23 protein-coding genes are annotated in these 25884 nt (G+C 39.9%); 8 read left to right on the top strand and 15 right to left on the bottom strand.

The genetic code is table 11. The features are described from left to right. Positions 1–166 precede the first annotated feature (166 nt). Positions 167–766, top strand: coding sequence for a DNA-3-methyladenine glycosylase (locus tag B3600_RS22785; RefSeq protein WP_286754497.1), 600 nt, complete (start codon positions 167–169; stop codon positions 764–766). Between the two features lie 14 nt (positions 767–780). On the opposite strand, the gene B3600_RS22780 is transcribed toward B3600_RS22785, so the two are convergent. Then, positions 781–1239 carry a hypothetical protein gene (locus tag B3600_RS22780; RefSeq protein WP_286754496.1) on the bottom strand — a complete coding sequence of 153 codons (459 nt, stop codon included), beginning with the start codon at positions 1237–1239 and terminating at the stop codon, positions 781–783. A 616-nt stretch (positions 1240–1855) separates the two neighbouring features. On the opposite strand from B3600_RS22780, the gene B3600_RS22775 reads away from it, so the two are divergent. Further along, positions 1856–2254 carry a DEAD/DEAH box helicase family protein gene (locus B3600_RS22775; RefSeq protein WP_286754495.1) on the top strand — a complete coding sequence of 133 codons (399 nt, stop codon included), beginning with the start codon at positions 1856–1858 and terminating at the stop codon, positions 2252–2254. Positions 2255–2348: 94 nt separating this feature from the next. Here the strand turns inward: B3600_RS22775 and B3600_RS22770 are convergent, their stop codons facing one another. Together B3600_RS22770 and B3600_RS22765 are read right to left on the bottom strand one after the other, a co-directional pair. Then, on the bottom strand, positions 2349–2921 hold the full coding sequence (locus tag B3600_RS22770) for a glutathione peroxidase (RefSeq protein WP_286754494.1): 573 nt from the start codon (positions 2919–2921) through the stop codon (positions 2349–2351). A gap of 342 nt (positions 2922–3263) precedes the next feature. Continuing rightward, positions 3264–4553: a glycoside hydrolase family 71/99-like protein gene (locus tag B3600_RS22765; RefSeq protein WP_286754493.1), complete on the bottom strand. Its 1290-nt coding sequence runs from the start codon at positions 4551–4553 to the stop codon at positions 3264–3266. Positions 4554–5039: 486 nt separating this feature from the next. Between B3600_RS22765 and B3600_RS22760 the strand changes: the two genes are divergently transcribed. The 4 genes from B3600_RS22760 to B3600_RS22745 all read left to right on the top strand — a co-directional run bounded on the left by B3600_RS22760 (position 5040) and on the right by B3600_RS22745 (position 9791). After that, positions 5040–5861, top strand: coding sequence for an ATP-binding protein (locus B3600_RS22760; protein ID WP_286754492.1), 822 nt, complete (start codon positions 5040–5042; stop codon positions 5859–5861). A gap of 24 nt (positions 5862–5885) precedes the next feature. Then, on the top strand, positions 5886–7628 hold the full coding sequence (locus tag B3600_RS22755; protein ID WP_286754491.1) for an ABC transporter ATP-binding protein: 1743 nt from the start codon (positions 5886–5888) through the stop codon (positions 7626–7628). After that, complete coding sequence (locus B3600_RS22750) at positions 7628–9433, top strand: ABC transporter ATP-binding protein (protein ID WP_286754490.1); 1806 nt, start codon at positions 7628–7630, stop codon at positions 9431–9433. The genes B3600_RS22755 and B3600_RS22750 overlap by 1 nt, the downstream gene beginning before the upstream one ends. A 196-nt stretch (positions 9434–9629) precedes the next feature. After that, positions 9630–9791, top strand: coding sequence for an NAD-dependent epimerase/dehydratase family protein (locus B3600_RS22745; RefSeq protein WP_286754489.1), 162 nt, complete (start codon positions 9630–9632; stop codon positions 9789–9791). A gap of 204 nt (positions 9792–9995) precedes the next feature. On the opposite strand, the gene B3600_RS22740 is transcribed toward B3600_RS22745, so the two are convergent. From B3600_RS22740 to B3600_RS22705, 8 genes are all read right to left on the bottom strand, one after another. Further along, on the bottom strand, positions 9996–10349 hold the full coding sequence (locus B3600_RS22740; protein ID WP_286754488.1) for a YtxH domain-containing protein: 354 nt from the start codon (positions 10347–10349) through the stop codon (positions 9996–9998). Positions 10350–10543: 194 nt separating this feature from the next. Further along, positions 10544–11059, bottom strand: coding sequence for a hypothetical protein (locus B3600_RS22735; RefSeq protein ID WP_286754487.1), 516 nt, complete (start codon positions 11057–11059; stop codon positions 10544–10546). Between the two features lie 259 nt (positions 11060–11318). After that, positions 11319–12131, bottom strand: coding sequence for an AraC family transcriptional regulator (locus B3600_RS22730; protein ID WP_286754486.1), 813 nt, complete (start codon positions 12129–12131; stop codon positions 11319–11321). A 186-nt stretch (positions 12132–12317) separates the two neighbouring features. Next, the gene (locus B3600_RS22725) at positions 12318–14198 is read right to left on the bottom strand and encodes an MGH1-like glycoside hydrolase domain-containing protein (protein WP_286754485.1); all 1881 of its coding nucleotides are present in this window, start codon (positions 14196–14198) and stop codon (positions 12318–12320) included. 442 nt (positions 14199–14640) lie between these two features. Next, entirely contained in the window at positions 14641–16581 is a 1941-nt protein-coding gene (locus B3600_RS22720; protein ID WP_286754484.1) for a family 43 glycosylhydrolase, read from the bottom strand. A gap of 252 nt (positions 16582–16833) precedes the next feature. Then, a complete protein-coding gene (locus B3600_RS22715) occupies positions 16834–17259 on the bottom strand; it encodes a hypothetical protein (RefSeq protein WP_286754483.1) in 426 nt (141 codons plus the stop codon). 1 nt (position 17260) lies between these two features. After that, positions 17261–17605: a GIY-YIG nuclease family protein gene (locus B3600_RS22710; protein WP_286754482.1), complete on the bottom strand. Its 345-nt coding sequence runs from the start codon at positions 17603–17605 to the stop codon at positions 17261–17263. Positions 17606–17622: 17 nt separating this feature from the next. Next, a complete protein-coding gene (locus B3600_RS22705; RefSeq protein ID WP_115048114.1) occupies positions 17623–18039 on the bottom strand; it encodes a MarR family winged helix-turn-helix transcriptional regulator in 417 nt (138 codons plus the stop codon). A 319-nt stretch (positions 18040–18358) separates the two neighbouring features. Here B3600_RS22705 and B3600_RS22700 point away from each other — a divergent pair, with 319 nt between their 5' ends. Continuing rightward, on the top strand, positions 18359–19081 hold the full coding sequence (locus B3600_RS22700) for a DUF3667 domain-containing protein (protein WP_286754481.1): 723 nt from the start codon (positions 18359–18361) through the stop codon (positions 19079–19081). Positions 19082–19176: 95 nt separating this feature from the next. Here B3600_RS22700 and B3600_RS22695 read toward each other — a convergent pair whose 3' ends face one another. From B3600_RS22695 to B3600_RS22685, 3 genes are all read right to left on the bottom strand, one after another. Further along, on the bottom strand, positions 19177–20643 hold the full coding sequence (locus B3600_RS22695) for a sigma 54-interacting transcriptional regulator (RefSeq protein ID WP_286754480.1): 1467 nt from the start codon (positions 20641–20643) through the stop codon (positions 19177–19179). A 6-nt stretch (positions 20644–20649) separates the two neighbouring features. Then, positions 20650–21771 carry a vWA domain-containing protein gene (locus tag B3600_RS22690; RefSeq protein WP_286754479.1) on the bottom strand — a complete coding sequence of 374 codons (1122 nt, stop codon included), beginning with the start codon at positions 21769–21771 and terminating at the stop codon, positions 20650–20652. A gap of 310 nt (positions 21772–22081) precedes the next feature. Then, positions 22082–24169 carry a DUF7594 domain-containing protein gene (locus B3600_RS22685; protein ID WP_286754478.1) on the bottom strand — a complete coding sequence of 696 codons (2088 nt, stop codon included), beginning with the start codon at positions 24167–24169 and terminating at the stop codon, positions 22082–22084. Between the two features lie 186 nt (positions 24170–24355). On the opposite strand from B3600_RS22685, the gene B3600_RS22680 reads away from it, so the two are divergent. Then, complete coding sequence (locus tag B3600_RS22680; RefSeq protein ID WP_286754477.1) at positions 24356–24844, top strand: DUF1801 domain-containing protein; 489 nt, start codon at positions 24356–24358, stop codon at positions 24842–24844. Between the two features lie 27 nt (positions 24845–24871). Here B3600_RS22680 and B3600_RS22675 read toward each other — a convergent pair whose 3' ends face one another. Then, positions 24872–25684: a class I SAM-dependent methyltransferase gene (locus B3600_RS22675; RefSeq protein ID WP_236560168.1), complete on the bottom strand. Its 813-nt coding sequence runs from the start codon at positions 25682–25684 to the stop codon at positions 24872–24874. Positions 25685–25884: the final 200 nt, after the last annotated feature.

The following is a 25884-nucleotide window of genomic DNA, read 5'->3' as shown; positions in this document are numbered from 1 at the left end:
CTGCTAAGGAAACACGAAAATTAAGATAAACAGGCTTTTCATCTGCTGCTGAATATAAGCCCTGAAATCATTTGATTGGCTAATGAATAGCGAATCAAATGATTTTCTCTATATTTAATCACCGTCATGCGACGAACATAATCGTTGACAGTTAGAAGGATAAAAAATGGTTAAACTACATCAATCTTATTACACTAATACAAATACCATATTCCTGGCGGAAGATTTGTTAGGAAAAGTTCTCTATACGCAAAAAGATGGCCTGGTAACAGCGGGTAGAATTGTCGAGACCGAAGCTTACTTTGGCATTATGGATAAAGCATCCCATGCATTTAACGGAAAGAGAACATCGAGAACCGAGCCGATGTACAAGGAAGGTGGCGTCGCCTATGTATACCTCTGTTATGGTATTCACCATCTGTTGAATATTGTGACTTCTGGAGCAGACGATCCCCAATGCGTTCTAATTAGAGGGATTGAACCGTTGGTTGGCATTGACGTAATGGCATTGCGGAGACCTGTGCGACCCGAAAAACCCTCCTTCTCCAACGGACCGGGATCTACAGCTAAAGCTTTGGGAATTGACGCCTCATTTAATAGCGCATTATTGACCGGTGATAGCATATGGATTGTAGATCAGGGAATAAAATACAGTTCAGCACAAATCGGAAAAGCAGCACGAATCGGTATCGCTTATGCTCAGGAGCACGCAGTCCTACCCCTGCGTTTTTTTGTAAAGGACAGTAGATACGCCAGGAAGGGATAACATAATAATGCGGTTTATTGCTGAACTTTCGGGTCAGCCTGCTGTTTTTCTATTATTTTCCGGAATAGGATAAATTCTAAGATGGTGCTGGCTAGATAAATAACGGAGAACAGAAGCAGCATTTTTAACGGGTCAAGAACCATATGATATTTATAAAATCCAACCAAAATATAAATGATCAGTAAGATCAGGCAAACAGCCGGTATTCCCGAAAATGTCAAAAACGATAATCCTTTATTACGGCGAATTTTTTCGATATGATTTAGAAAAAATAGTAAGGAACATAAAATCACCGCGAAAAGATAAATTGTTGAAAAACCCAAATTGACAATAATATCCAGAATAACGATGATTGTCTCGAGAAATCCCGTAGCAGCCGTATCCGTCTCTGCGATAACAAGTCGGTACAGTACAAATAGCGCGACACTTATCAATACATTAACCAACCAAAATCTGAATATAATTTTTCCCATATTACTTCGTATTTTACAATTGCTGTTGCTGATTTCTTGGTTTTATGAATAATATAACCGAAATAACGTTTTGTTTATGCATTGATAACTCCTTCAAGTACGCTTACAAAGATATCAAATTATTTTCTGGCACTGATACACGAATATAAAGTCAATCTCGGCGAATAGTAATTATTATGCCTTCCAATAAGCCTAACAGCAGATAAAAACGGCGCCAAAATCCACCTTGCTTATTTTTAACTTTTAATTAACCATCCGCTAGAATTAAGGGCTTAAAAAGAGCCCATTTTTGGAGGCTGTACAGATCAAGCACAGATGAAGCACATGCTAAGCACAGATAAAGCACGGACATTTCACTGTTCGGGTACAAGGGGTTAGTGCCTTAAAAGTGCTTTAAACGCACTATAAAAGTATCTCTATAGTGGATAAAACCACTGTTTTTTCCCTTCGGCAAGCATACCCAATATTTAACTTAAAGAAAACAAAGCCTCCATATCGTCGCCTACATTCGAGGTCAATAGAGGTAATTTCACAAGCCTTTCCGCCAAATCGTATTTGCAACTAAATTGGTATATTGCGCTGCAATATGGTGTAAATTTTAAATTATCCGAATCTATTGACTGAGTACCCTAAACCAATTAAATTCAAATATCCATGGAGTAAGTACCAATTGCGGGTACTTGAGAAATTACAGGAGCATCTTAAAGATTGTCATTTACATGTCGTGGCGCCTCCCGGCTCAGGTAAGACGGTCCTGGGACTTGAAGTTGCTATACGCATCAATAAACCAACGCTAATTCTCGCACCGACACGTGCAATCCGTAACCAATGGATACAACGGTTTTGTGAACTTTTTCTTCAATCGGATACCGTGCAGTGGGAAGCACATGTAGGGAATTGTGAATTAATTTTTACCCGAACAATTGCTGGTAGAAAATTGATCTTAAAAGCGCGGGTGAAATCATTGGCTGCGCAGCTGGATGAAAAAGTACTGCAGGTAAGCAAGTGGCGGTGAAGAAATAAGTTAAAAAAGAATTTCTCCCATTCTGCAGCCAGCCACTACCGCGGACTTTCAACTGTTTAAAGAAAGTTGAATGAACGCTGTCTAACTAATCGATCAGCGCTACAATTGCTGGATCTTCGGGATCTGTTTTTGGAGGAAAATGCTTGATAAGCCTTCCATTTTCATCGATCAGATATTTCTGAAAATTCCACAGGACAGCAGAACTTTCTACGCCGTTCAAGCTTCTATTTGTTAACCACTGATAAATAGGCGCTTGCCGCTTTCCTTTAACATCAATCTTTGCTGCCATCGGAAAAGTTACGCCGTAATTCCGTTGACAAAAAGCAGCTATTTCGGCATCTTTACCAGGTTCTTGGTCTAAAAAATCATTTGATGGAAAACCTACAATGACCAACTTATCACTAAATCTTTTATACAAGCGTTCGAGTCCCTCGTACTGTGGTGTAAATCCACATTTAGAAGCGGTGTTTACAACAAGTATCTTTTTACCTTTAAACTGCGCAAAATCGATGGACGAGCCATCCAACCCCTTCACTTTAAAATCATATAGCGTAGCTGACTTCAAGGCCATATCTACTTTAACATTACCATTGGTGAATAAATAATAGGCTACACCTGCGGCGACTACCGCCACGATGAATAAAATTATAAAGAGCATTTTTTTTATTTTTTTTTGAAACATGACAATCTATAGCTACACGAAACCACCCCAACATCGTCTGAATTTAGGTCGATGAATACCCTTGGACCTAGGACCAAGGATGGTACATGACAACCTTGCCGACCAACGCTGTACAAGACAAAACGTATGCTGCGAAGTTTTATAAACGGTAAGCGCAACGTTCATCATAGATTAAAGTTACTAAAGAAAGTCTGAATTGAAAATGAAAAGTGCTTTTCTGATCGGATAATAAAACCCTATAAAAAACCGAATCTTCATAACGAAGATTCGGCCGCACTATTAAACTATATAAACCAATTGTGTTCGTTAAAAGTTGACTTATTGTGGGGAGGTTGGTCTATTTGGGTTCAGCGGTATCTGTCCCTTTAGCATCTTTCCACCGTCCATTGTGATCCGGAGATAGTAATCCGAAGAACAAGCAGTCCCATCTTCATCCATGGATTTAATCCCCAGCCCAACCGGAACATCCTGTTGGGTTGCAGCAGTCTTCGCGATCTGATTGGATTCGTTGTACTCATCAAACATAGACACATACATACTCTTGACACCGAGCGAAGTCAGATTATAGAATTGTCGCCACATAAAATCACCATGTTTTCTTTGCCCCTCCTGCAGTGAGCCCGGCAATACACAGGGCTGATAGTCTATGTTATTTAAATTACAAAACTGTAGATCAGCATTTTGGATATGCTGTGCATAATGATCCACGTCTGCAATGGTTCCGATACGTCCTACCATCCAAGGCGACAACATATCAAATGCTTTGTAAACGTCGATGTAGCCCTGCCTCGAATCTCCCCCTGCTTGTGCCAGCCTCCAATGTGTTGGCGTGCCGCCCATGACATAACAGCCTTGGTCGCGAAACCACTGGATCACATCCAGACAGACGGCCGCCGACCAGGGGTGGTTGTTGTCATTAAAACCAAATCCCCAAATACCGACCACAGGCTTGCCATTCTGTTTGGCATAGGCTGGAGACTGAGTATATTGTTTCATTAGATTTAGCCAATCATTTTTTATCTCAGCCTGCATATTAACCCAGGCCGACACATCATACATGATATAAAATTTGACACCGTGTTGCTCGGCGGCAGTTTTAACTTTAGCGGTAATGGCATTGCGAATGGGACCTTCTATCCCTGTGGGATTAAATCGCTGCAATGCCGCCGTGTGGATACCATAATCCTTCATCCATTTAACCTGGACATTGACTGTCTGATCGTCAAATGAAGAAAACAAAGACGCAGGTGAACCATTGCCCAACGCCGGTAAATTGCTGTTGTATTTTTTTTGGTATTCACTATTGTCGGGCCAAGAAGGAATATGGAAATTACCCTGGGACGGCGTCTGTTGCCAGGCCTCGGTCCAGTGCCACCAATGTGTTCCCATGGGAGAATTGTCGCCAGCGCAGGAAAACCAGCCCTGGTATCCCACAGTAATCTGGCCAACAACATCGCCTGTCGCGGAAACTCCATTATTGCCATTTGCCTTTTTGGCCTCCTCTTTCGGGAGCGGTTGCTCCATCATCTTTTCGCTCTTCGAACAGGACGCCAGCAAAGTTGCCAACAAGAAGACCGCACATAATTTTGTTTGCTTTTTAATACTCATAATCAAGTGATTTTTTTTATAAATGGTTGAAACTGGTTTATACATATTGGTTTATTTCAATGCTGGTGCCCATACTGCTTCGCTGTTTTGAAAGGCCAAAAATTTTATTGGGCTTATTCTCGAAATCAAAGTTATGAGGTACCATTAATGAACTATTAACAAGAAATTAATAGCTTCTATAAATCGGTATGAAACGAAAAATTATTTATAAATATATTGGTGGGCCTAAAGCAATTTTGCCGTATATTGAAAAGAAATATTACAGCAATTTATCTATAAAGAAGTATTGATCTAAGCGATCTGATTGGGTTTTCTTTCGAAAAAAGAAAACCCAATCAGATCTAAATGCTGTATATTAAAGGAGCTCAATGGTCGGTTTTTTTGACTACAACTATTTATTCTTTAACAGAAGACCAAAAGTTCATTTGAGTAGTCGTTTTTTAACTCGAATAAATTAAACTAATATAAACACCAATCCGATTTTTTATGAAAATTACGTTAACATTAACCCTTATCATGTTTGTACAAGTCCTGTTTGGACAGAAGTCTTTAACGCCTCAATGGCAATCGGACACTACCCTAAGATCTCCAGAGTCCGTTTGGGTAGATGCCAAAAACAAAGTACTCTATGTTTCAAATACGATTGCCTTCGAACCTAACACAACGGCATTCATCAGTAAACTGGATATGGACGGAAAATTTATCAAAAAAGATTGGGTGACAGGATTAAATGCTGTTTTGGGCATAGGAATCTACAAAAACCGGCTCTATGCAGCGGAAGCATTCGCTAAATCGATTGCCGTCATCGATATAGATAAAGCAAGCATCGTTAAAAGAATTACCATCGATGGTGCTGAGCTGCTCAATGACATTACAGTTGACTCAAAGGGTATTGTTTATGTGAGTGATACGCGACTTGGAAAAGTATATCGCATTGAAAATGAAGCTCCTATGCTATATGCCGAAAATCTCAAAGGTGCAAACGGACTGCTGGCTGTCGGCAAAGACTTGTATGTGTTATCGGATGGTGCTCTTGTTAAGATAGATCAGGATAAAAAAACCACTGTAATATCGAAAGGTATGGAAGGTGGATTGGACGGTGTCGTACAAATTAAATCCCACGAATTTGTAATTTCGGGCTGGCAAGGACTGATCTATCATGTCAAACCTGACGGCTCCAATACGGTATTGCTTGATACACGGGACAAGAAGATAAATGCTGCCGATATCGGTTACGACAAATCTTCGGGTATGCTTTATGTGCCTACCGTTAGGAGTAACAGCGTTCAGGCATACAAACTGGACTAAATGATTTAATGGATATACAAGTAGATGAAGCTTTCCACGTTTACCCCTTATACCAAGTCATTTAGAAAGGCTTTTTTGATTATTCCCTTTTTCGTTGTAATTGATGTGTTTTGCGAAATTGTACAACCTCGTCTAATGTCTATTATTGTCGATGACGGAATCTTGCATAAAGATATAAACTACATTTTGAAAATTGGATTGGCCATGATCGGGTTAGCCATCGTTGCCATCGTTGCCAATTTGTGCAACATCTATTACTCTGCACATGCATCTGTGGGTTTTACGACGAATCTCCGGACTGCCCTGTTTCGAAAAATACAATCTTTTGCTTTTGCGGATACCGATTATTTCAGTTCGGCGTCGCTTACTACGCGGCTCACCAACGACACCAATATGATGCAGCAAGTCATGATGATGTGCCTGCGTATGCTCCTAAGGGCACCTCTTATGATGGTTTTTGCCATTATCTTTGCGGTTTCTATAAATAAGGATCTGTCCATCGTGATGGCCATTGCGTTGCCTATATTAGCCTTAAGCATTTTCATATTATTACGCAAAGGGCTCCCCTTTTTTATCAAGATGCAGCAGGCGGTCGATCGTGTCAATAGTGTTGTGCAGGAAAATCTACTCAATGTGCGGGTGGTAAAAGCTTTTGTCCGCCAGGATTTTGAGAAAAAGAAATTCGACAAAGTCAATTTCGACCTGATGGATGTTGCGACCAAAGCTTCAAGCATCGTTGTCCTTATTATGCCTGTTATGCAATTGGTGATGGGCTTGTCGCTTGTTGCCGTGACCTGGTTTGGCGGACAGAAAGTAATGACCGGAACGCTTGCGCTTGGTGGACTGATGTCCTTTCTAAGTTATATCACGCAGATCCTTATTTCTTTGATGTTGCTCTCATTGACTTTCATGATGATTTCAAGGGCAATCGCTTCGGGTGATAGAATTGAAGAAGTTTTAGAGAAACAGCCTTCCTTATCGGATACGGTGGAAGGTTTCCAAAACAAATACGCTATCACAGCAGGACGAATCGCATTTCAGCAAGTCACTTTCCGGTACAACAAGCAAAGCGAAAAACCCAACCTCGACACGATTAGCTTCGACGTGAGGCCTGCGCGTACCTTAGCTATCATAGGTGGCACAGGTTCCGGAAAGAGCACGTTGGTACAATTAATCCCACGACTGTATGATGTGTCTGAAGGTAGCGTGTTGGTCGATGGCATCGATGTCAGAAATTACCAACTACAGGAACTGCGCGGCGAGATTGCGATTGTCTTGCAGCAAAATCAACTTTTTTCAGGAACTATTTTAGAAAATCTCAAATGGGGAAATGAGCAGGCAACGGATGAGGATATTTATGCTGCTGCCAGGAATGCCTGTGCAGACGATTTTATACGCTCCTTCCCCGCCGGATATCACACGCTACTAGGACAAGGAGGCGTCAATGTTTCGGGAGGACAAAAACAACGCATATGTATTGCCAGGGCTTTATTGAAGAAACCTAAAATCTTAATTATGGACGACAGCACAAGTGCTGTGGACATCTACACCGACCGGAAAATACGTGAAGGTTTAAAAAATTATCTGCAGGATACCACACAATTGATTATTGCACAGCGTATTTCAAGCGTCATGCACGCCGACCAGATATTGGTCATGGAAGAAGGCCGCATTGTCGGTTCCGGATCACACGAGGTACTTCTGCAAACAAATACCATCTATCAGGAAATTTATCAGTCCCAACACCTGCAAAAAGAAGAAGCCTAATGAGTACCTCAAACAAATCCATCCCCGTGAGTTTACCCGGTCCCGGAAGTTCAAGACGCATTAAAAATGAAAAGCCTCAACAGGGATTTAGGGCTCTATGGCGATTGATGCGCTACCTGTCTTCGCAACGGCTGATGCTCCTGCTGATTTTAATTTCACTTTTGCTGGGAACTGCGGGAACACTAGCGGGCAACTACCTTTTACGGCCTGCAATCAACAATTATGTACTTAAAAAAGATATTGTTGGTCTAGGACATATCGCCCTCGTCATGATCGGAATTTATATCGCTACAGGAATTTTCAACATGTTGCAATACCGGCTGACCATAAAAGTTGCACAGAAAACGATTTCCAACCTCCGAAATGAGCTGTTCGACCGCATGCAGTACCTACCTTTGCAGTTTTACGATACCCATCAACATGGTGATCTGATGAGTCGCTTCACCAATGACATGGATACCGTAAGCGACGCCCTAAATAATAGCATTACACAACTTTTAATCAGCTCAATTACCTTGTTGGGGACACTCGCCCTCATGCTGTATATCAGCCCTATCCTATCTATTATTGCATTGATCATGATCCCCCTTATGTTATATCTGGCGAAACTGATCATCAACAAAAGCAAGCGTTTTTTTGCCGCCAACCAAGCTGCACTCGGCAATGCCAATGGCTATGTAGAGGAAATGATCAGCGGACAAAAAGTGGTGAAGGTCTTCGGGCACGAAAACGCCGCCATCGAACAATTTGAACAGCTTAATCAAGTGCTCCGGGAAAAAGCAACAAAGGCACAGTTTTATTCTGGCATGATGATGCCTTTGATGGCGAATATGAGCACCATTAACTACGCGCTGACTACCATCGCAGGTGGTATTCTAGTGATCACACGTGGATTCGATTTAGGTGGATTAACTGCATTTTTACAGTATGCACGGCAATTTGGACGGCCTGTCAATGAGATTTCCAGTCAATACAATAGTCTACAGGCAGCGTTGGCGGGCGCAGAACGTATTTTTGCCGTTATTGACACGGCTCCTGAAAGTGAAACCGTCGATCCGCAGCCAATGCCGGCACCGGTGCAGGGCCAAGTGACACTATCGCATGTAAATTTTGGTTATGTACCCGAAAAACAGGTTTTATTTGATATCGACATCGACGTAAAACCAGGTCAAAAGATCGCTTTTGTGGGTAAAACTGGTGCCGGCAAGTCGACAATTATCAATTTGCTGCCTCGCTTCTACCCTTTGCTATCCGGGGATATTCTGCTAGATAAGACATCGATTTTTAAGCTGGATCGCAATGAACTGCGTAAAAAACTATCTATTGTATTTCAGGACACCCATTTGTTTACCGATACGGTTATGGAAAACATCCGGTATGGCCGGCTCAGCTCAACAGACGATGAAGTGATAGCGGCAGCGAAGCTTGCCGCAGCGGATAGCTTTATCATGCAATTGCCACAAGGATATAAAACCGAATTGACCAATGATGGAGCCAATCTGAGTCAGGGACAACGGCAGTTAATTAACATCGCCCGAGCAACTATAGCCAATACGCCAATCTTAATATTGGATGAAGCGACCAGCTCGATCGATACACGAACTGAAATCGCTATTCAGGAAGGTATTGACCGGTTAATGCAAGACAAAACAAGCTTCGTCATTGCCCATAGACTCTCGACCATCAAGAATGCCGACGTCATCTGTCTGATCGAAAAAGGGAGAATCGCAGAGTTCGGTTCGCATACAGAATTGCTAAAGCAAAAAGGTAAATACTATCGTTTGTATATGGGACAGTTTGACTGATCATCCCGAAGCTTTAACACCCTACTTATTTCGTGAATACTGTATTTATTTCGTGGCAGAGGATCTTTTTTGAACGGTACAGCGGCTTGCAAAATACGAGATCATCGATTTTCTGAAAGATGGCTACAACATTCTGACATTTGGATACATCTGCCGTCAACTTTACACAGAACTTTGTCTCAAGAAAAAAAAGATTATGAAAGTATTTATAACTGGAGCTTCGGGCTTCATAGGTTCAGCAGTTGTTCAAGAAATGATCGATGCGGGACATCAAGTATTTGGTTTAGCACGCTCAGAAAAATCAGCAGAAATAATCACCAATTTAGGTGCTCAGGTAATCCGTGGCGATCTTGTTTAAAACAAAAACCAAACTTTCGCCCCTGGAATTTCGAGCGGGCTTTCACTAAGTTAGTGAAAGCTAACCGTGACCATCGAATGGCCGTTGGATTCAGTAAAACGGTCCATCTAGGTATGGACATTATAATTTTAGGGGCGGAGATCAAAAAATAAACAGCAGACCAAGCAATAGTATTATCCGGTCTGCTGTTTGAATCAACAAAGCTTATTTTTCTTTATGATCTTTAATTGTATCTTTAATCGCTTTCGTTTCTTCGGCGGTCTTTTCACTTATTTGATCTTTATACTTATCAAATTCATTTGAGACCTTATCAGCCACATGGCCTGCTGTTTCGCTAATCGAGGATGACACATGATCATACTCTTCTTTCACTTTATCGGCTACTTCTTCGAATGTGTGTTTTGCCTGTTCATTGAGGTCTCTTGTTTTTTCCTTGATTTTTTTCCGCGTTTTTTTTCCACTATTCGGTGCCACTAATAGACCGACCAATGTACCAACTGCTGCACCCGCCACCATTGCGAGAAGTAATCCCGTTGAATTATTTTTTCCATTGCACATCTTTAAATTCTTTAGACAATCGTAATTAAGCATATATTTCAAAATGATTATGTTGTTAAACTTCTACAAGATCTAACAATAAAAGCAAAAGATTAGTTTGTCATATTTTAAATAGTGTACAACTAGATTACAGCATCACATGAATCGAAAGGCGCTAAAGATGATCGTTCGGGAACGGCCCGGATCAAATAGATCTACTGGATTCGATTTTTTAGTTCTGACCCCAATTCAGTGTTAATTTTCTTTTGTTTGAAGTATTGAAAAATGACCGCAATAATAAAAAGCACAAAGAGGACAAGAAGGGTCTGTCCAATAATTGGATCATTTATATCCTTTGCCAAGGGATGTCCGACCGGAACTCTGGTAAAGGTCTCATTAACAGTAGGCACCAGCGACAAGAAGAAACTAAATGACCATAGAAAATTCTCAAAATACTGAGACTTCGTACTACTTTTCTTCGTTGCGTGTAGCCAATAGGCTACCGTGACAAGAACCAAGATGAAGAGTGAAAAAACATGTCCAGCATTGAAGCCGCCCTGTTTCGAAATTCCTAATGCCGTAAGAGAAGTGATGGCTGTCGCATAAAAATATAACTTCCCCGATAATATTGTAAGATTGATCTTACCATAGCTGATAAATCCTAATACAGCGCCTAAAAGTGCTGTAAGACCAATAACTGTGTGGAAAACTCCTAAACCTGATAAATTCATTTTTTCTATTTTTAACGTTGATAATTTCAAATAAATGTTCCTGTAATGTAAGGTCGTTGTCACGCTTTCACGGTACAGTCCATGGAATAACTACCCTTTAATGAAACACTACAAAGTTGCAATAGAATAAGGAAAATGGTTTTTTGATTTCGTTCAAAGATTTGATGTTTTAGTTCAAAAAACAGGACTACAATCTTATTGGAGAAAACTTGGTCCCCTCGATCAAAATGGAATACTATATACAAGTCACCATTGGTTTTTAGTTGCTTTTAAGCTGTCGACGATAATTTGTTGGCGATATGTGGTATTTGTCACTAAAACTCTTTGTAAATGTTGCGAGGTCGTTAAATCCACAGTTAAAGGCAATTTCGGAAACACGCTGATCGGAAACTAAAAGGAGCTCTGCCGCCTTTTCGAGCTTCTTATTTTTGATATAACTGGCAGGTGTATCCTGATATAATTTGGCAAACTCTCTTTTAAATGAAGAAACACTCAGATTATTCTGTTCCGCAAGCTGCTCAATGGTCAATTGGGAAAAGAGATTGGCTTCAATGATCTGTTTAAAAGAATAGGTACTTGAAGAAAAAAGCTGTGATAATATCACCCGTATGACCGACGCGTTTCTCGTTTGGGACAGGAGCAATATAATTTCTTTTAATTTGAGCACCAGTATATATTCATTGATCAATGAAGGATTTTCAAAATAAAACAGCAAGCCTTCCACATATTTCTGGATCAGAAAATTATTGTCAATTTTTTCTTTTGATTGGTTTGAAATGGTATTTTCAGGTTCAAGCAGCAACGAGGGCAACTCTCTATCGTAAACTTTCTTCAAGGTATCTGGATAAAAAGTGACGATTAACAGCTGACAATCACGCGTTGGATTCACATCGTGGATTCGTTTTCCAGAATTAATACAATTCAGCAATAAGGAATAATGCTTCGCAATAGTTAGCTCTTCGTCATTTGCCTGGTATTGCATCTCCCCTTCCAGCACATAGAGGAAGCAAGCCTGTTCCGCTACTGGAAATTCAAACGTAAATGGTGCCTTCAATGCAATTTTTTGCATCATCGGTCTTCCAAATAGCTCATATTTTTTGTAATCATTTACCATTGTACCGCTCAATTTCTCAAATTTAACGATTGAGTTCCGTATAATTAAAATGACGGTTGTGCAATCGAGTCTTATTTTTTAAAATTCCGTTAAAATAGATTCTTCCAATCGATGTATTTTAAATTCGTTAAACACCTGTTAATATTAGTCTAAATTTACGTCTATTTTAACACCAAGATCTTTGCTGCTTGCCTTTAAAACATGATCTACCCAAATACATAACATAGACTGTTTTCCAGGTTTGTTTTGATCCCAGTCTTCTTTCCAGACAATGTCTATTGTTTTCCCGTGATAGGCTAAGTTTCCGAGGTAAAAATAATCCATTTTGCCAGCAGGTATCAGCGGCTGAACCTGAAAGCTGTTGTGATGGGATGCCTTAAATCCAATGAGATCCGCTATGATTATGTCTGGATAGGTTGAATGAAAATAATCATTCTGCCCGCCAAATTGCTCACCATCACTTGGTATATACCATTCACCGATATTTGGGTGGGCATAACCGTGGAGCCGTGTAAGCTTCATAATTTGTTCGTACAGGGTCTCTTTGTCCTGGGCAGTGATTTGATTTTTATAATTTCTTAAATAGTTGCTGTATGCTTTATAGACGACTGAGTTTTGAAAAGGCCATCCTCTGCCGTTCCAGGCATAAGCCTGCTCATTATAATAGGGATGTTGTCTTTCGGCCGTGCTCATTCCTTTATGGTTATTGAAACCTTTTTCGGAAGTAAACATCGCCCAAGCTACCTCATACATTTTATTATCCGCATGCGGTATCATATTGAAATACCAAGGGGTATAACCAACGGATTCCCGTACCCGCGCTTCGTAATCCCGAACACCATAAGCATTGTCACCGGCTGTCAAGGTATTAAAAAAACCATCATCTGAATTCCAAAGTGTCCCGAGAAATTTCTGCTGTATTTCCTGGCTTCTGACCATATAGTAATCTGCTTTCACCTTATTCGTAATCGAAGGATGCTGTTGCTGTTCCAGTCTGTAGAGATTGTACAATGCGTTGGTATTTCCAAAGGAATAACTTCCAACGGATGGGCGCACCAAATAAAAATCAGGATAACCTTTGGTAAAGGCCAATGGAAAGTCTTTCGCCGCAGTCGTATTTGCAGCCTTGTCTGTCGTCCCCCAACCTAAATAAAGATCTCTCCATGTACTATCGGTATAAATAGCATAAGGTCCTTTACTTGCAATTAAGCCAAGTACCGCCGAAAGGCTGAATTCCATACCATCGTACAGATCCAGAATTTTGTACATGCCGTTGGTCTTCGCATCGGGATTTTTCACAGTGAATAGGCTATCCAAAAGGTACTGATGGTTCTCCATCGCGGGAAGCATCTTTTGCGTCCAGGCCTGATCGGGATGAATTTTTAAAAATGATTCAATACCATCGACCATCCAGCTGGAAAAATGAACACTTTCGGGCCTGCTCAAATAGGTCAAAAAATTACCGTTTTCCCGTTGATTTAATTTGGAAGCTGATCCAAGCATAAAATATTCGGCATAAGATCGAAGGTATTTTGGATCACGAAGCCAACGTACATCGTAAAACTGATGCGCTGTTGGGCAGGTAATCGCTCCACTCAAGGATCCCCAGGCGGGATACCCGAAAAATTCTGTTATAACCCAATATTTCTTTGAATCATGTGGATCGTAATAATCCCGAAGATGCTTGCTGATCATCCACCAACGATAATTATACACGCGATTTAGGGTATCGTTGGAACTCTCAAAATACGGAATATTATTGACTAAAAAGTCTTTGTTGTTGGATTCGTCAAAAGCTCCGTCCGATTTTGGCCGGTGCTCGAAAGCATTGAACTCCTTTATATTATCTGTTAGATTATTTTTCGCCACTTCCTTTAAACGATCAAGTTCAAGCTGATATATCGACTCCTGCTTCCCAGAAAATCCGCGGTTACTCGAACAGGAAAAAAGAACACCTAGAACCAAAAAGGCTGTGCTGCTTAAAACAATAGAATTTAAAAAAACGTAACGATGTTGTCTTTTCATGTGGTTATATGGAATAGAACTGGAACAAAGACCTAATCAACAGAATTTTTATGACAATTAAGCATGGTGGAACAAATCGACGTAAAATTGATACAATGTATCATATTGCAACAACCGTATTTATATAAAACTCAAATATTCCCATTTTCACATAAAAAAGTATCTTTTTCATATTCTTTCTACTGCTGTTCTAAGCTACATTTGTTCCATAAGTAAACTTGACTCAAGAGAAGTAATTGCCGAAATGAATGGAGATGCCTATCTCATCATTTTAAATTTCTGAATTGATTCGATAAGAATACTGTAAAAAGAATCCTACAATACTACACTGAAAAACATTTTGTGGAACGACGCTGTCGTTCCACATTTTTAATTTATTAAACCGGTCTTTACCCCACCTTCTACGGCAGCCACTTTAGCTTGCTCGCCGGCTTTTTCATGCTTAGTCTCCGGTAGTTCCTTCCGTTGTCATTTTAATTTTATGGATTGTACCATCTGGACGGTAATTTAGGGTGTCTATGCATATCGAACGGCTAAAACTGCCTCCATCTGGATTAATTCCCCCATTATGGTAAATGAAATACCATTGGTTTTTAAAAGGGACAATTGCTTGATGGTTCGTATTGCTGTTGCCTGCTATTTCATTCAGAATTCCTTTATAGACATAGGGGCCTTCGATCTTATCGGCCATGGCATAAGCGATCTTCTCCGGAAATTCCGTGGCATAACTCAAATAGTATTTTCCATTGCGCTTGTGAACCCATGGTGCTTCCGTAAAAGCTAGTCCTTCAAAATTCACCTGTTTTATTTCGCCATCAATCTCAACCATATTTTCTTTGAGCTTTGCGTAGTAACACTCGCGGTTGCCCCAGAAAATCCAGGCTTGACCATCATCATCAATAAAAACAGCTGGATCGATACAGGCCCAGGAATGGGAAGAAGCAAAACAGTCTTTGTTGGTCAATAAGGGTTTTCCCAATGCATCGCTAAAGGGACCTTCGGGTCTGTCTGCGACAGCAACCCCTATTCCGGACCAATTGGAACTGATGTACCAGTAATATTTTCCATTACGTTCGGTAACATGTCCCGCAAATGCATCGCCGCTTTTTGCCCAGGTAAAATCACTTATGCGCAAAGACACGGGATATTCCGTCCAATTTTTTAAATCCGTTGTAGAATAAACGATCCAGTCTTTCATCTTATAGCCTTTCTGACCTCCTGCAAAGTCATGACCTGCATACAACCAAAGTGTATCCCCCTTAACTAATGCTGCCGGATCGGCCGTAAAATGATGCTTAATAATCGGATTTCCCTTTGCGGTAAAATGATACCGGTCATCCGCAGCCACAGGAGCTAGCAATTCACCAGGTACACCGCCCCATTTATTGTTCAGAAGACGAGACTCTTCCTTGCTGATTGAAATCACACTTCCATGTCGCGGATTAAAATTCTTATGAAAAGGTTCAGGTTTTGAAGAGAAATTAAAGAGATCATCTGTGCGCTGAAATTCGTATCTTCCATTCGCATACAAATCGTACATCAAGATATAATCGTTTGTTCCATTCAACTTAAAAAGGCTAGATCCTTCGACAACAACAGACGTGTCTGCGTAGGCATCGAGATACCGGAAGTCTTCTCTCCATGGTCCTTTTAAGGATTTACTTGTCGCCTGCTGAATTCCATTTTTTACTTCTTTTCCGGCAGCATCTTTTGTATTACCCTTAAAGAAAAAATGATATAGCCCATCTTTATAGACAATGTCGCCATCAATACCGCCAAATTTTGGACTGAACAATAAAGTAGGTTCCTTTTCAAAGCCACTAAAATCTTTATTCGCATAGGCCGCATAAAAATCAAGTTTATCATTCTCATGCGATTTCACCGTAAAATACACCAGGTATTTTTTTTCAGCCGGATCGTAGATCGTCTGTGGTGCCCATACCCATTTTACGTTCTTAAATTTTTTAGGGTATAACTTTGCCAGGTCAACAGTATTGTGTTTCCAGTCCGTCAGATTATCAGATCGCATCAAAATAATACCCGGATTACTTCCCCACCCATTCTTTATCGTAAACATATCAGTTGCGACCATATAAAATGACTTTTTGTCCTCTCCCCTAAGGATGTGCGGATCACGAATCCCTCCCGTTTGGGATATATCCGCCGATGACAAAATAGGTTTATTGTTATTTAATGCAACCCAGTTTTGCGCATCCTGACTGACTGCAAATCGCAATTGCTCTTGTGTATTTTTATCCCCCGAACCTTCAAAATATGCAAAAAGATAACCCGCCGCCTTATCTGCATTGTATATTTTTTGCGCTATGACATTGGTAAAACTCATTAATGCAATACTCAATACCCCTATTTGTTTTAATTTCATGTTTGATCAATTTTTAGGTTTTTCTAAATGCTCATTTGCCAAGTAAACCTTCTTTATTACACCTTAACCATGGATTATTTAATGCACAAATTCCAAATTATCTTGATCGAAGGGATATTCAACACAAATTTAAATTTGCTCAAAAACACTTTTCCACGAAGCTGTAGAAGAATACGATACGAGGTTTACTTTTATTAATGTCAAATATACATTTATTATTTAAATAGGCGATATTTTTATGGTAAGTACCGTTTAAAACGGGACATTTTCCAGGGGTAAAAGTCTTGAATCCGAGATTGCTGCAGTACGATGCCCTATAATCTTCATATACGCTGGATTTTGTTCAAATGAAAAAAAATCGGACACACTTCGCTGTTTGATCAGCAGACAAATATCCCACTGCTCCTGATCGGGGCCTATCAGAAACTGGTCACCATGCCCAACAAAAAGTAGCTCACCGCCGCTTTCTTCCACAAAAGGTTTGGCTAGCTTTATATAATTCATGAAAGCATCGTATCCCGAAATTTCTTTGATTGGCGCAATCTCCGGAAAATTAGTATAGTCCGCGATTTTCTTCAACTGAATTAAATTGAGATTGACAATGGGGCCTTGGATATTTTTCAATGCCAGATTCCTTCCGGCTTCATAACTCGGATACAAATACGTCTTTCTTGCCATATCAATAGATACTTGTTGTTTCACTCACTTTACTCTTCAACTCAGTTGCAGCATGATGTATGACTCTTTTATAATCAATGATTTTGTCGTTTTCAAATGGAATAATAACTGCATTTTCAAACAGGAAATTTCCCTCGCCCAATTGGTTCCAATCCGCCTGTAAGTTTTTATTGTCAAATTGCCCCATGTTTAACATAAATCTGATTCTGTTGGAAAGAGCCGTTAAATTCAGGCTATCTGCGATATATGTTTTATTTTCGGCCCTATTGTAAATTGTTAACACTCCCATCAATGGTTTACTGTCCAAGAATTCGGCTTTCAATTGCTTTTTATCTATTTTGTTCATGTGTTTTTAAATTAAAATTATAAATCTCCGCCCAATGACTTCAATTGCGCAGCAAAAATAAGGAGATCTGTTACGGCCATTCCGTCCAATAGCTTATTGGCGATGTGCTCAGCTGTAACAGTCGCCTCCTTTAAAATTCGATCACCAGCCGCCGTAAGCTTCACATAACTGACCCGGGCATCTCTATCATTGTGCTCTTTTACAACAAGCCCCATCTTTTCCATGGGGGAAATAATCCGTGTAATTCCTGAGGCTGTTAAACCGGTACTTTCAGCCAGATCAATTCGCCGTAGCCGGTTACCGGGAACCTGGCTTAAAATATGTAGGATCATAAAGTCTGTCAGACTTAGTCCATGCAAGCTCAACCCATCAAACTTTTTGGTGATGACAGATTGAACTTTTACAATGTTCAGAATCGTATTAATCGCGTTCATAGTATTATTGTTCTTGTTATTTGCATAATACTTGACAACTCAAGTATTATGCAAATATAATAGTTTTATTTAAATGGCCGAATAGAATAAAAGATTCTTCCAACAGCGCGGTTACACGACAGCGCAATAAATCTATTTACCTTACGAGAGAAGTTGGTTGGTATAAAACTACACTTAGGTGTAGCCTTGATTGACATAATCTATAATATTTTTGGACAAATTCTAATCGATAGGAGGCTAAAGCCAAAGATTTTCAGAATATGGAAAGGAAAGAATCCTCAAATATTAACAAATTTATTACCTATAACATAGTATAAACATGACAAATTGCAAAAACTGTGGGACAGATATAACGCTGAATTTCTGTCCGAAATGCGGACAGCCAGCGGTCCTTAAAAGAATTGATGCGCATTATATCGTCCACGAGATTGAACATGTCCTTCATTTCGAGCGCGGCATCTTGTACACGATTCGTGAACTCATTACCACACCCGGAAAAAATGTAAAAAAATATATTGCCGAGAACAGGAGTCGCCTGGTAAAACCCATTATTTTTATCATCATCACCTCGCTGATATACTCTGTAGTAAGCCATTTTTTTCATGTAAACGACAAATATGTGAGCTATTACGAATCCCAACATTCTACTACGGGTTCGATATACCTCTGGATCCAGGATCACTATGGTTACGCCAATATCATGATAGGATTGTTTATCGCTTTTTGGGCGAAACTATTTTTTAATAAATACGGTTTTAATTTTTTTGAAATTGTCATCCTGCTGTGTTTTATTTTGGGAATCACGATGTTGATCTATACTATTTTTGCATTAGTTGAAGGTGTAACACATACAGGTGTTATGGTACAGGCTAGCATCGTCGCTATGGTATATAGCGTTTGGGCTATTGGACAATTTTTCGACCCCTACAAAATACCCAGTTATTTAAAAGCGCTCGCTGTTTATATTTTAGGTTATCTGTCATTTATTGTTGTCGTCGTTATTATTGGTCTATCGATAGACTTAATTTTAATGAAAAGATAGGTTATCCTCCTTTTTCCGTCCTTGTGAAACCTTTTAAAATAACATGATGGGTAAGTTTGCGCTGTAAACTTACCCATCCTATTACTCGTTGCCTGTTACAGATTATTTCTCAGATATCCCTGAAAATTATCTTGAAACTGAAGGCCGGACCCCAGTCTATATTTACTTAATTTATTGTTGAGGGTAAGTCCCCATAAAACGAATTCAGTCAGAAAATGGAGATCTTCGGGTTTCGTTTCCGGTTGGTATTGCTGAATTAAAGCATGGATAGGCTTCACTTGATCCAAAACCTGCCCGTACGCCAAATCGTTGAGTTCATCAGATAATTCGATTCCTTCTGATTCCGAAAACCAACGAACAATATCATCGTAGGGATAACGCTCGTTTTCTCTTTCCAGTTTCTCAATTTTTGGGAATAAAATCGGGAAAAGGCTTTTAATCGCGTTTTCTATCAGCTGCACTGCAACGACACCCGCTCCTTCTTGCTCGCCTTCATAAACGAGCTCAACTTTGCCGGTTATCGCAGGCACAATACCCATAAAATCACTCAGCCGTACTGCAGTTGCTTGTTCCCCACTTCGGAGCATGCGTAATTCAGCGGTACTTAATAAGTTTTGAAATGCTGTAATGCTCATACGCGCACTCACGCCGCTCTTTTCATCAACATATTCACTATTTCGTGCTTCAAAGCTTATCTGCTCAATCAATTCCCTAGCCAGCTCCGGGACATATATCTGCTCCTTCTGGGCCGCTTCCAAGTTCGCCTCCTGCGCAGTAATTGCCTTTGCGATCTCAACCGAAGCGGGGTAATGTGTAAGTATCTGCGATCCAATGCGATCTTTCAGCGGCGTCACAATACTTCCTCTATTGGTATAATCCTCCGGATTCGCTGTGAATATAAATTGTACATCTAACGGCAAGCGTAACTTAAAACCGCGGATCTGAATATCTCCCTCCTGTAATATATTGAAGAGGGCTACCTGGATTCTAGCTTGAAGATCAGGTAGCTCATTAATGACAAATATAGAACGGTTTGCCCGAGGAATCATACCAAAATGGATCACCCGATCGTCTGCATAGCTCAGTTTTAAATTTGCGGCTTTGATGGGATCTACATCACCGATCAAATCAGCTACTGTCACATCAGGCGTAGCCAGTTTCTCCGCAAAACGATCACCTCTACCAAGCCAGCTTATCGGTGTATCGTCGCCTTTCTCCTTCAGCAACTCTATCGCATAACGCGATATGGGGTCAAACGGATCATCATTAATCTCTGAACCTTGAACCACAGGCACATATTCATCCAATAAGTTGACCATGAGCCTAGCGAGACGTGTTTTCGCCTGACCGCGAAGGCCCAAGAAATTAATGTTGTGTTTGGAAAGTATTGCTCTTTCAAGTTCTGGAATTACGGTATCTTCATAACCATGTACCCCATTGAACACGGTTTCACCCGCCTTTATTTTTGTAATCAGATTCTGACGCAATTCTTCTTTTATTGTTTTAGGTTTATAACCCGAAGTTTTTAATGCACCAAATGTTGTAATCTTCGTGTAATCCATATATTCTTATCGTATTCTTTTTTTTCGATTTTCTTCGTAATCCTCAAAGATCATTTCACCTAGATCCCCAAGTCCCGTGTAATAAGCCTTCCCTTGATTTGAAGCTGTAAACTCGTCGACAAATTGCTGTAGATAAGGATCCGAAGCAATCATAAAGGTTGTAATTGGTATTCCCAACTTTCGAGCCTGCGCAGCCATACTATAGCATTTGCTGGTGATAAAAGGATCCAAACCCATAGGATTCTTATAGTAAGTGCCGTCCGGCATATTTAAACAGCTCGGTTTCCCGTCGGTTATCATAAAAATTTGCTTATTCGCATGCCGTTTTCGCCTTAGCAAGTCCATCGCTAGCTTTAAGCCCGCGACAGTATTGGTATGAAATGGTCCAACTTGCAAATAAGGCAGGTCTTTTATCGCGATAGGCCATGCATCGTTTCCGAAAACAATGACGTCAAGTGAGTCTTTCGGGTAACGAGTCAAAATAAGTTCTGATAAAGCCATCGCCACTTTTTTTGCAGGAGTGATCCGATCCTCGCCGTATAAAATCATACTGTGGCTGATATCGATCATCAACACTGTACTCATTTGCGACTTAAACTGTGTATCTTCTACGACGAGATCATTTTCGGATAAGGCAAACTCACCTATCCCATGATTGATCTGTGCGTTTTTCAAGCTCTCCGTCAAAACTATTTTCTCCAGGCTATCTCCGTACTGATAGTTTCTGAAATCGCCCATATTTTCGTCACTCCGTCCCTGGTGATTAGTTTTATGATTGCCTGATTTCCCTTTCCTCATTTTCCCAAATATCTGGTCCAAGGCATGCTGACGCAAGGCTTTCTCCAGCTTTGAGGTAATATCTACGCCACCTTCACCACCAAACTCTACTTTTTCCCTGATATAACCTTTATCCTTCAGATCCGTAATGAAATCGTCTATCGTATAGGCTGGAGTCGTCAGTTTGAACTCTTTATCCAATTGCCTAAGCCAGTCAATGGCTTCATCAAAATCACCAGAGGTATGGGTAATCAGTTCTTTGAAAATGTCAAATAATTTATCAAAAGGCGTTTGAAACGGCTCTTCATATTGTTTGAAGAGAAAACCTTTCCTTCGTTTCGTGCTTTTCATGCATTCCTCTTATTAGTATGAAGAAGCTATCCAACTCCTGTATCGGATGCTTCATAGTATGAATTTACGAAATAATAATTTTTGTGCGCACCGTACATCCATTTAACTTCAAAAACTGGCTATAGTATGACGCATCAAAAATAAGGTACACTAAAATTAATAGCAGTCTTGTTTACTTAGCCCGATTTTTTTGGGTGATAGCATAAAGCGCTATTGGAAAAGCGTAAAAAGCCACAGAGAATTGGCATTCTCTGCGGCTTCTTGATTTGGTTATTCCAAATAGGATAGAATTACCTGAATAAGTAGTAGCTTAATAGAGCAGTTCCAAAGTCGGTTTATTGGCGGCAGCTTCCCTACTACTAAAAGACATATCATTTGTAGAAGAGGCCGCAGCTGTATTTAAAAATAGAAAGGATGCTTTACGATCAGTGCCGGTCAGCAATCTATTAATGGCCGAAGTGACGTCGATGGTCTGTAAACCTATCCCAGAAATAGGAATTTTACCGACAAGTACAGTATCCATTGGTGCATTGTTCCAATTAATGCTATTTTCCAACCAAGATGTCGTGGAGGTTGTATAAATATTAATAGTACGTTGTGGTGCTGTATTCACTCCTGCAACATACATTTTTAATTTTGCCGAACTCACTTTAGGTTTAGTAATCATCGAAATATCAAATTTAGTATATGCTTTACGTGCGTAAGATGTAGCGTCGGATTTGATGACAAGATCAGCTGTAGTTCCATAATTTGTACTTGCATAGGTACCGTTGCGGACATAGGCATCGGCAAGAGAGCTTCCGGCATTGGCTACAACAGCATGCTGAAACGCTCCAACGTCTGGATTACCCAATGGCAGCGCATTTCCAGCGAAATCCTCGCCTCCATTGTTACTTATAAATACACCGGCATTAAGGGCGGCCGAACTGGAACCGACATCATAACCTTTTGCAGCGTCAAGGCCGTTTCCACCGATTGGATTGACAAATACCGGATCTTCATAGAAATTGTTGTTCCGCACGGTAGTTCCCCAGTTCAATGACGTAAATGTACTCGACGGGAATAAACAATTATTGTTAAACTTCAGTCCGTTATCGGCTTGGGTAGACAAACTACTAATGGTCGAGGTCGTGTAAAAAATATTATTTGAAAATGTTGCATAAGGCTTTCCTGAACTTACGCCATTCATGACGTTAAACAGGCTGGCGGTTGGATTTTTGATATAGAATACATTATTATAAATCTCACGGGAATCGTATGTCGTTTTTTCGATCAAAAAGAGCTTTTTTAACCGTGTTGTACCGATATCGTTAACAGAAACGTTATAGCGAACTTTAATATTCTTAGACTGGTTCATAAAAAGCATAAATCCGCCGTTGTTATCATGCGAATAATTGTATTCGAAAATATCTCCATCGGTTACTGAATTGGTATCGTAGCCATCGGCATCGAACGCGACTCCATCGTTAGCGCCCCCGCCTGTCATACCGTAAACTTCATTATAAGCCACCAGCGTATTCAAGCTACCAATTGTCCAAATACCCGCATAATTTTCAGAGCCTGTGTTCATACATGCCTTATAGACCGTATTGTGTGTGATTTTACTTCCTCCCGTCACGCCGGACATAACGATTCCGTCGCCGTAGATATATTCAATCAAATTGTTATCGATAATAATATCTTTTGATCTTGCTGCCATAGCCCTATCGCCAGTGGTCCTTATCCCTTCAACGGAACAATTGGCTACGTGGCAACTTTGTACCAAAGCACCGTATATTTTACCGTCTAAGATAATCCCGCCAGAGCTTTTGTTATAATTGGTCTGTCCATCGATCGCACCATTGACGTCGTGAACATAACAATTTCTAACGGAGACATTGCTAATTGCTGTTCCTGCAGAACTGCCTCCAACCACGCGGATCCCCGTAGCAGCATAACTTGTTCCGCTTGGGATTGTATTTGTCAGTTCGAGGTTATTTACCTCAAAATAAGACACCTTATTGAGGTATAGTGCATTTGATCCGTTTCTCTTTCCACCACCGTTGATAATCGGACGAACATCGCCGCCATATTTATCTATAATAATAGGAGCTTCAGCCGTTCCTGAATTTTTCATATGCAACGTGTCATTCCATACGCCACCACTCTTGAACAAAATACGATCACCAGGGCCAAAAACCGAGGCATTAATTTTGGCCAGCGTTCTCCATGCTGCAGTTGTGCTCGTTCCTGTGCTATCATCGTTTCCGCTGGGATCTATATAGTAAGTATTACCTATACTTGCTAGATTTACCTTCGCTTTTGTTTTTAGTGATGTCGGAGAATCTAGTTGAACAGACTTTTGGCAGCTCAATAGCCCAATGATTCCAATAGAAATCACCATCATAAATTTTCTCATAATGCTGTTTTTAGTTTATAAATGTTATAATTCTTGCAGACGTATTCCTTATTCCAACGAATACGAATTGTATAATTTGATTAATAACATTAAATTATAAATAACTTGCCAACCACAGGGGGTAAAATCTGAAATAAAGAGGGGTAAAATTTTAAAGGCAGGTCAACATGTAACCAAAATAAATCAATGCATCTTTTTATGCTGACCTACATCGATATAGAAGAAAATTTGATACTTTTAGCTAATAACTACAGCCCTGAAGAACAATACGATATTATGGAAATAGATCAGTATATCAATACACTTTCGGAAACGGAGCAAGAGGTCATCCGTCAATTCCGGAAAGCGATAACAGAAAATGACAATACCGTCTCTGAGAGCTTCGGAAAATTCATGTCAAACCCTAATGCAATTAGCTTTAATGAACAGGGCGTATTTAAATACGGGCTAACAGTCGCAAAGAATTACATTTCGTTCCATTCCTTGGTTATCTATACTAACCCCGAATTGATGGAAGAACTAAAATTAAAATTACCCAAGGCTAAATTTCAAAAAGGCTGTATTAATTTCAAAACATTGGATGAATTTCCCGCATCCGTATTGGCAGAACATATTCAGGCTTCATCCAAAATAGATTTTAGCCCCATGATAAATCGTTATTTGAAAAAGAAATAAGTACCTGGTCAATTCCCAGCATTCTATTTATTCACTTTTACGCGCAACAATAGCATAGACCATCGGAATTTTATTTCCCAAATGGGCTATTCTGAATTTTTTAGGATCTAGTTCTGTCATGTTTTTAAAAATGGGATAAGGTGAATAGTCAAATTCGTTCAGGTCTTGAATGTTTAGCCCATGATGAAGTAAAGCTCCAACGACCTCACTCATACTATGATTCCAGGTAACATAGGACTGCGAAATAGCTGCATCTTTATCGGCATAGGTTCCCTGCTCGGTTTCAACAATTGGAGCAACATTAAAATAATTATAGCCAATTTTGTCAAAATTATCATCGAACATCCAAACAACTGGATGAAACTCGACAAAAACAAACTTCCCTTTCGGTTTCAAGAAACGTGAAATTATTTTCCCCCATTTATCTAAATCCGGTAACCAAGTAATCGTTCCATAGCTGGTAAAGACCAGATCAAATTGTCCGTCAAGATGATTCTCAAGCTCATACAAATCACAACAGATAAACTGTACATCTGCATTCGTTTCTTTCGCAATTTCTCGGGCACTTTCAATAGCCTTGTCGGATAGATCAACACCAGTAACTTTGGCACCAAGTCTACTCAAAGAAATTGTATCCTGTCCGAAATGACATTGTAGGTGTAATATTTTTTTTCCGCTGATATCACCCAATAACGCCAATTCGATTGAATTTAGCGAAGTCTCCCCTTTTAAAAATCCTGCTAGATTGTAAAAGTCTGATTTTAGATGTGTATCTGTTCTATTATTCCACGAGTGTTTGTTTATTGCGATGTAATTTTCTTCTGGATTCAAATCGTTCATTTGGTTTTTTATTAAACGGTTAATTAACGACTAAAGTACACTAAAAATTGAATGCTATCGGATTCATCTTTTCCCCAATTTAAAAATAAGTGTTTTAAGAAATTAAGCTCGGTAAAAATTATCATAAAGGTTCTCTATATTTAAATCGATTATCCAATACATCCAAGTTTAAAAAGATGATGTATGAATAACACCTATTT

The sequence above is a fragment of the Sphingobacterium sp. UBA2480 genome (genome assembly GCF_002341965.1).
GTDB lineage: Bacteria > Bacteroidota > Bacteroidia > Sphingobacteriales > Sphingobacteriaceae > Sphingobacterium > Sphingobacterium multivorum.
Note: the sequence above shows the minus strand (reverse complement) of the source record. Positions and strands in the feature narration are given on the sequence as shown.

Coding starts and splice junctions, on each gene's coding strand:
- B3600_RS22760 (WP_286754492.1), top strand. CDS start 5,040: ATGAAAATTACGTTAACATTAACCCTTATCATGTTTGTACAAGTCCTG.
- B3600_RS22765 (WP_286754493.1), bottom strand. CDS start 4,553: ATGAGTATTAAAAAGCAAACAAAATTATGTGCGGTCTTCTTGTTGGCA.
- B3600_RS22740 (WP_286754488.1), bottom strand. CDS start 10,349: ATGTGCAATGGAAAAAATAATTCAACGGGATTACTTCTCGCAATGGTG.
- B3600_RS22735 (WP_286754487.1), bottom strand. CDS start 11,059: ATGAATTTATCAGGTTTAGGAGTTTTCCACACAGTTATTGGTCTTACA.
- B3600_RS22745 (WP_286754489.1), top strand. CDS start 9,630: ATGAAAGTATTTATAACTGGAGCTTCGGGCTTCATAGGTTCAGCAGTT.
- B3600_RS22680 (WP_286754477.1), top strand. CDS start 24,356: ATGCATCTTTTTATGCTGACCTACATCGATATAGAAGAAAATTTGATA.
- B3600_RS22730 (WP_286754486.1), bottom strand. CDS start 12,131: ATGATGCAAAAAATTGCATTGAAGGCACCATTTACGTTTGAATTTCCA.
- B3600_RS22700 (WP_286754481.1), top strand. CDS start 18,359: ATGACAAATTGCAAAAACTGTGGGACAGATATAACGCTGAATTTCTGT.
- B3600_RS22770 (WP_286754494.1), bottom strand. CDS start 2,921: ATGCTCTTTATAATTTTATTCATCGTGGCGGTAGTCGCCGCAGGTGTA.
- B3600_RS22720 (WP_286754484.1), bottom strand. CDS start 16,581: ATGAAATTAAAACAAATAGGGGTATTGAGTATTGCATTAATGAGTTTT.
- B3600_RS22685 (WP_286754478.1), bottom strand. CDS start 24,169: ATGAGAAAATTTATGATGGTGATTTCTATTGGAATCATTGGGCTATTG.
- B3600_RS22750 (WP_286754490.1), top strand. CDS start 7,628: ATGAGTACCTCAAACAAATCCATCCCCGTGAGTTTACCCGGTCCCGGA.
- B3600_RS22690 (WP_286754479.1), bottom strand. CDS start 21,771: ATGAAAAGCACGAAACGAAGGAAAGGTTTTCTCTTCAAACAATATGAA.
- B3600_RS22725 (WP_286754485.1), bottom strand. CDS start 14,198: ATGAAAAGACAACATCGTTACGTTTTTTTAAATTCTATTGTTTTAAGC.
- B3600_RS22710 (WP_286754482.1), bottom strand. CDS start 17,605: ATGAACAAAATAGATAAAAAGCAATTGAAAGCCGAATTCTTGGACAGT.
- B3600_RS22755 (WP_286754491.1), top strand. CDS start 5,886: ATGAAGCTTTCCACGTTTACCCCTTATACCAAGTCATTTAGAAAGGCT.
- B3600_RS22715 (WP_286754483.1), bottom strand. CDS start 17,259: ATGGCAAGAAAGACGTATTTGTATCCGAGTTATGAAGCCGGAAGGAAT.
- B3600_RS22780 (WP_286754496.1), bottom strand. CDS start 1,239: ATGGGAAAAATTATATTCAGATTTTGGTTGGTTAATGTATTGATAAGT.
- B3600_RS22675 (WP_236560168.1), bottom strand. CDS start 25,684: ATGAACGATTTGAATCCAGAAGAAAATTACATCGCAATAAACAAACAC.
- B3600_RS22705 (WP_115048114.1), bottom strand. CDS start 18,039: ATGAACGCGATTAATACGATTCTGAACATTGTAAAAGTTCAATCTGTC.
- B3600_RS22695 (WP_286754480.1), bottom strand. CDS start 20,643: ATGGATTACACGAAGATTACAACATTTGGTGCATTAAAAACTTCGGGT.
- B3600_RS22785 (WP_286754497.1), top strand. CDS start 167: ATGGTTAAACTACATCAATCTTATTACACTAATACAAATACCATATTC.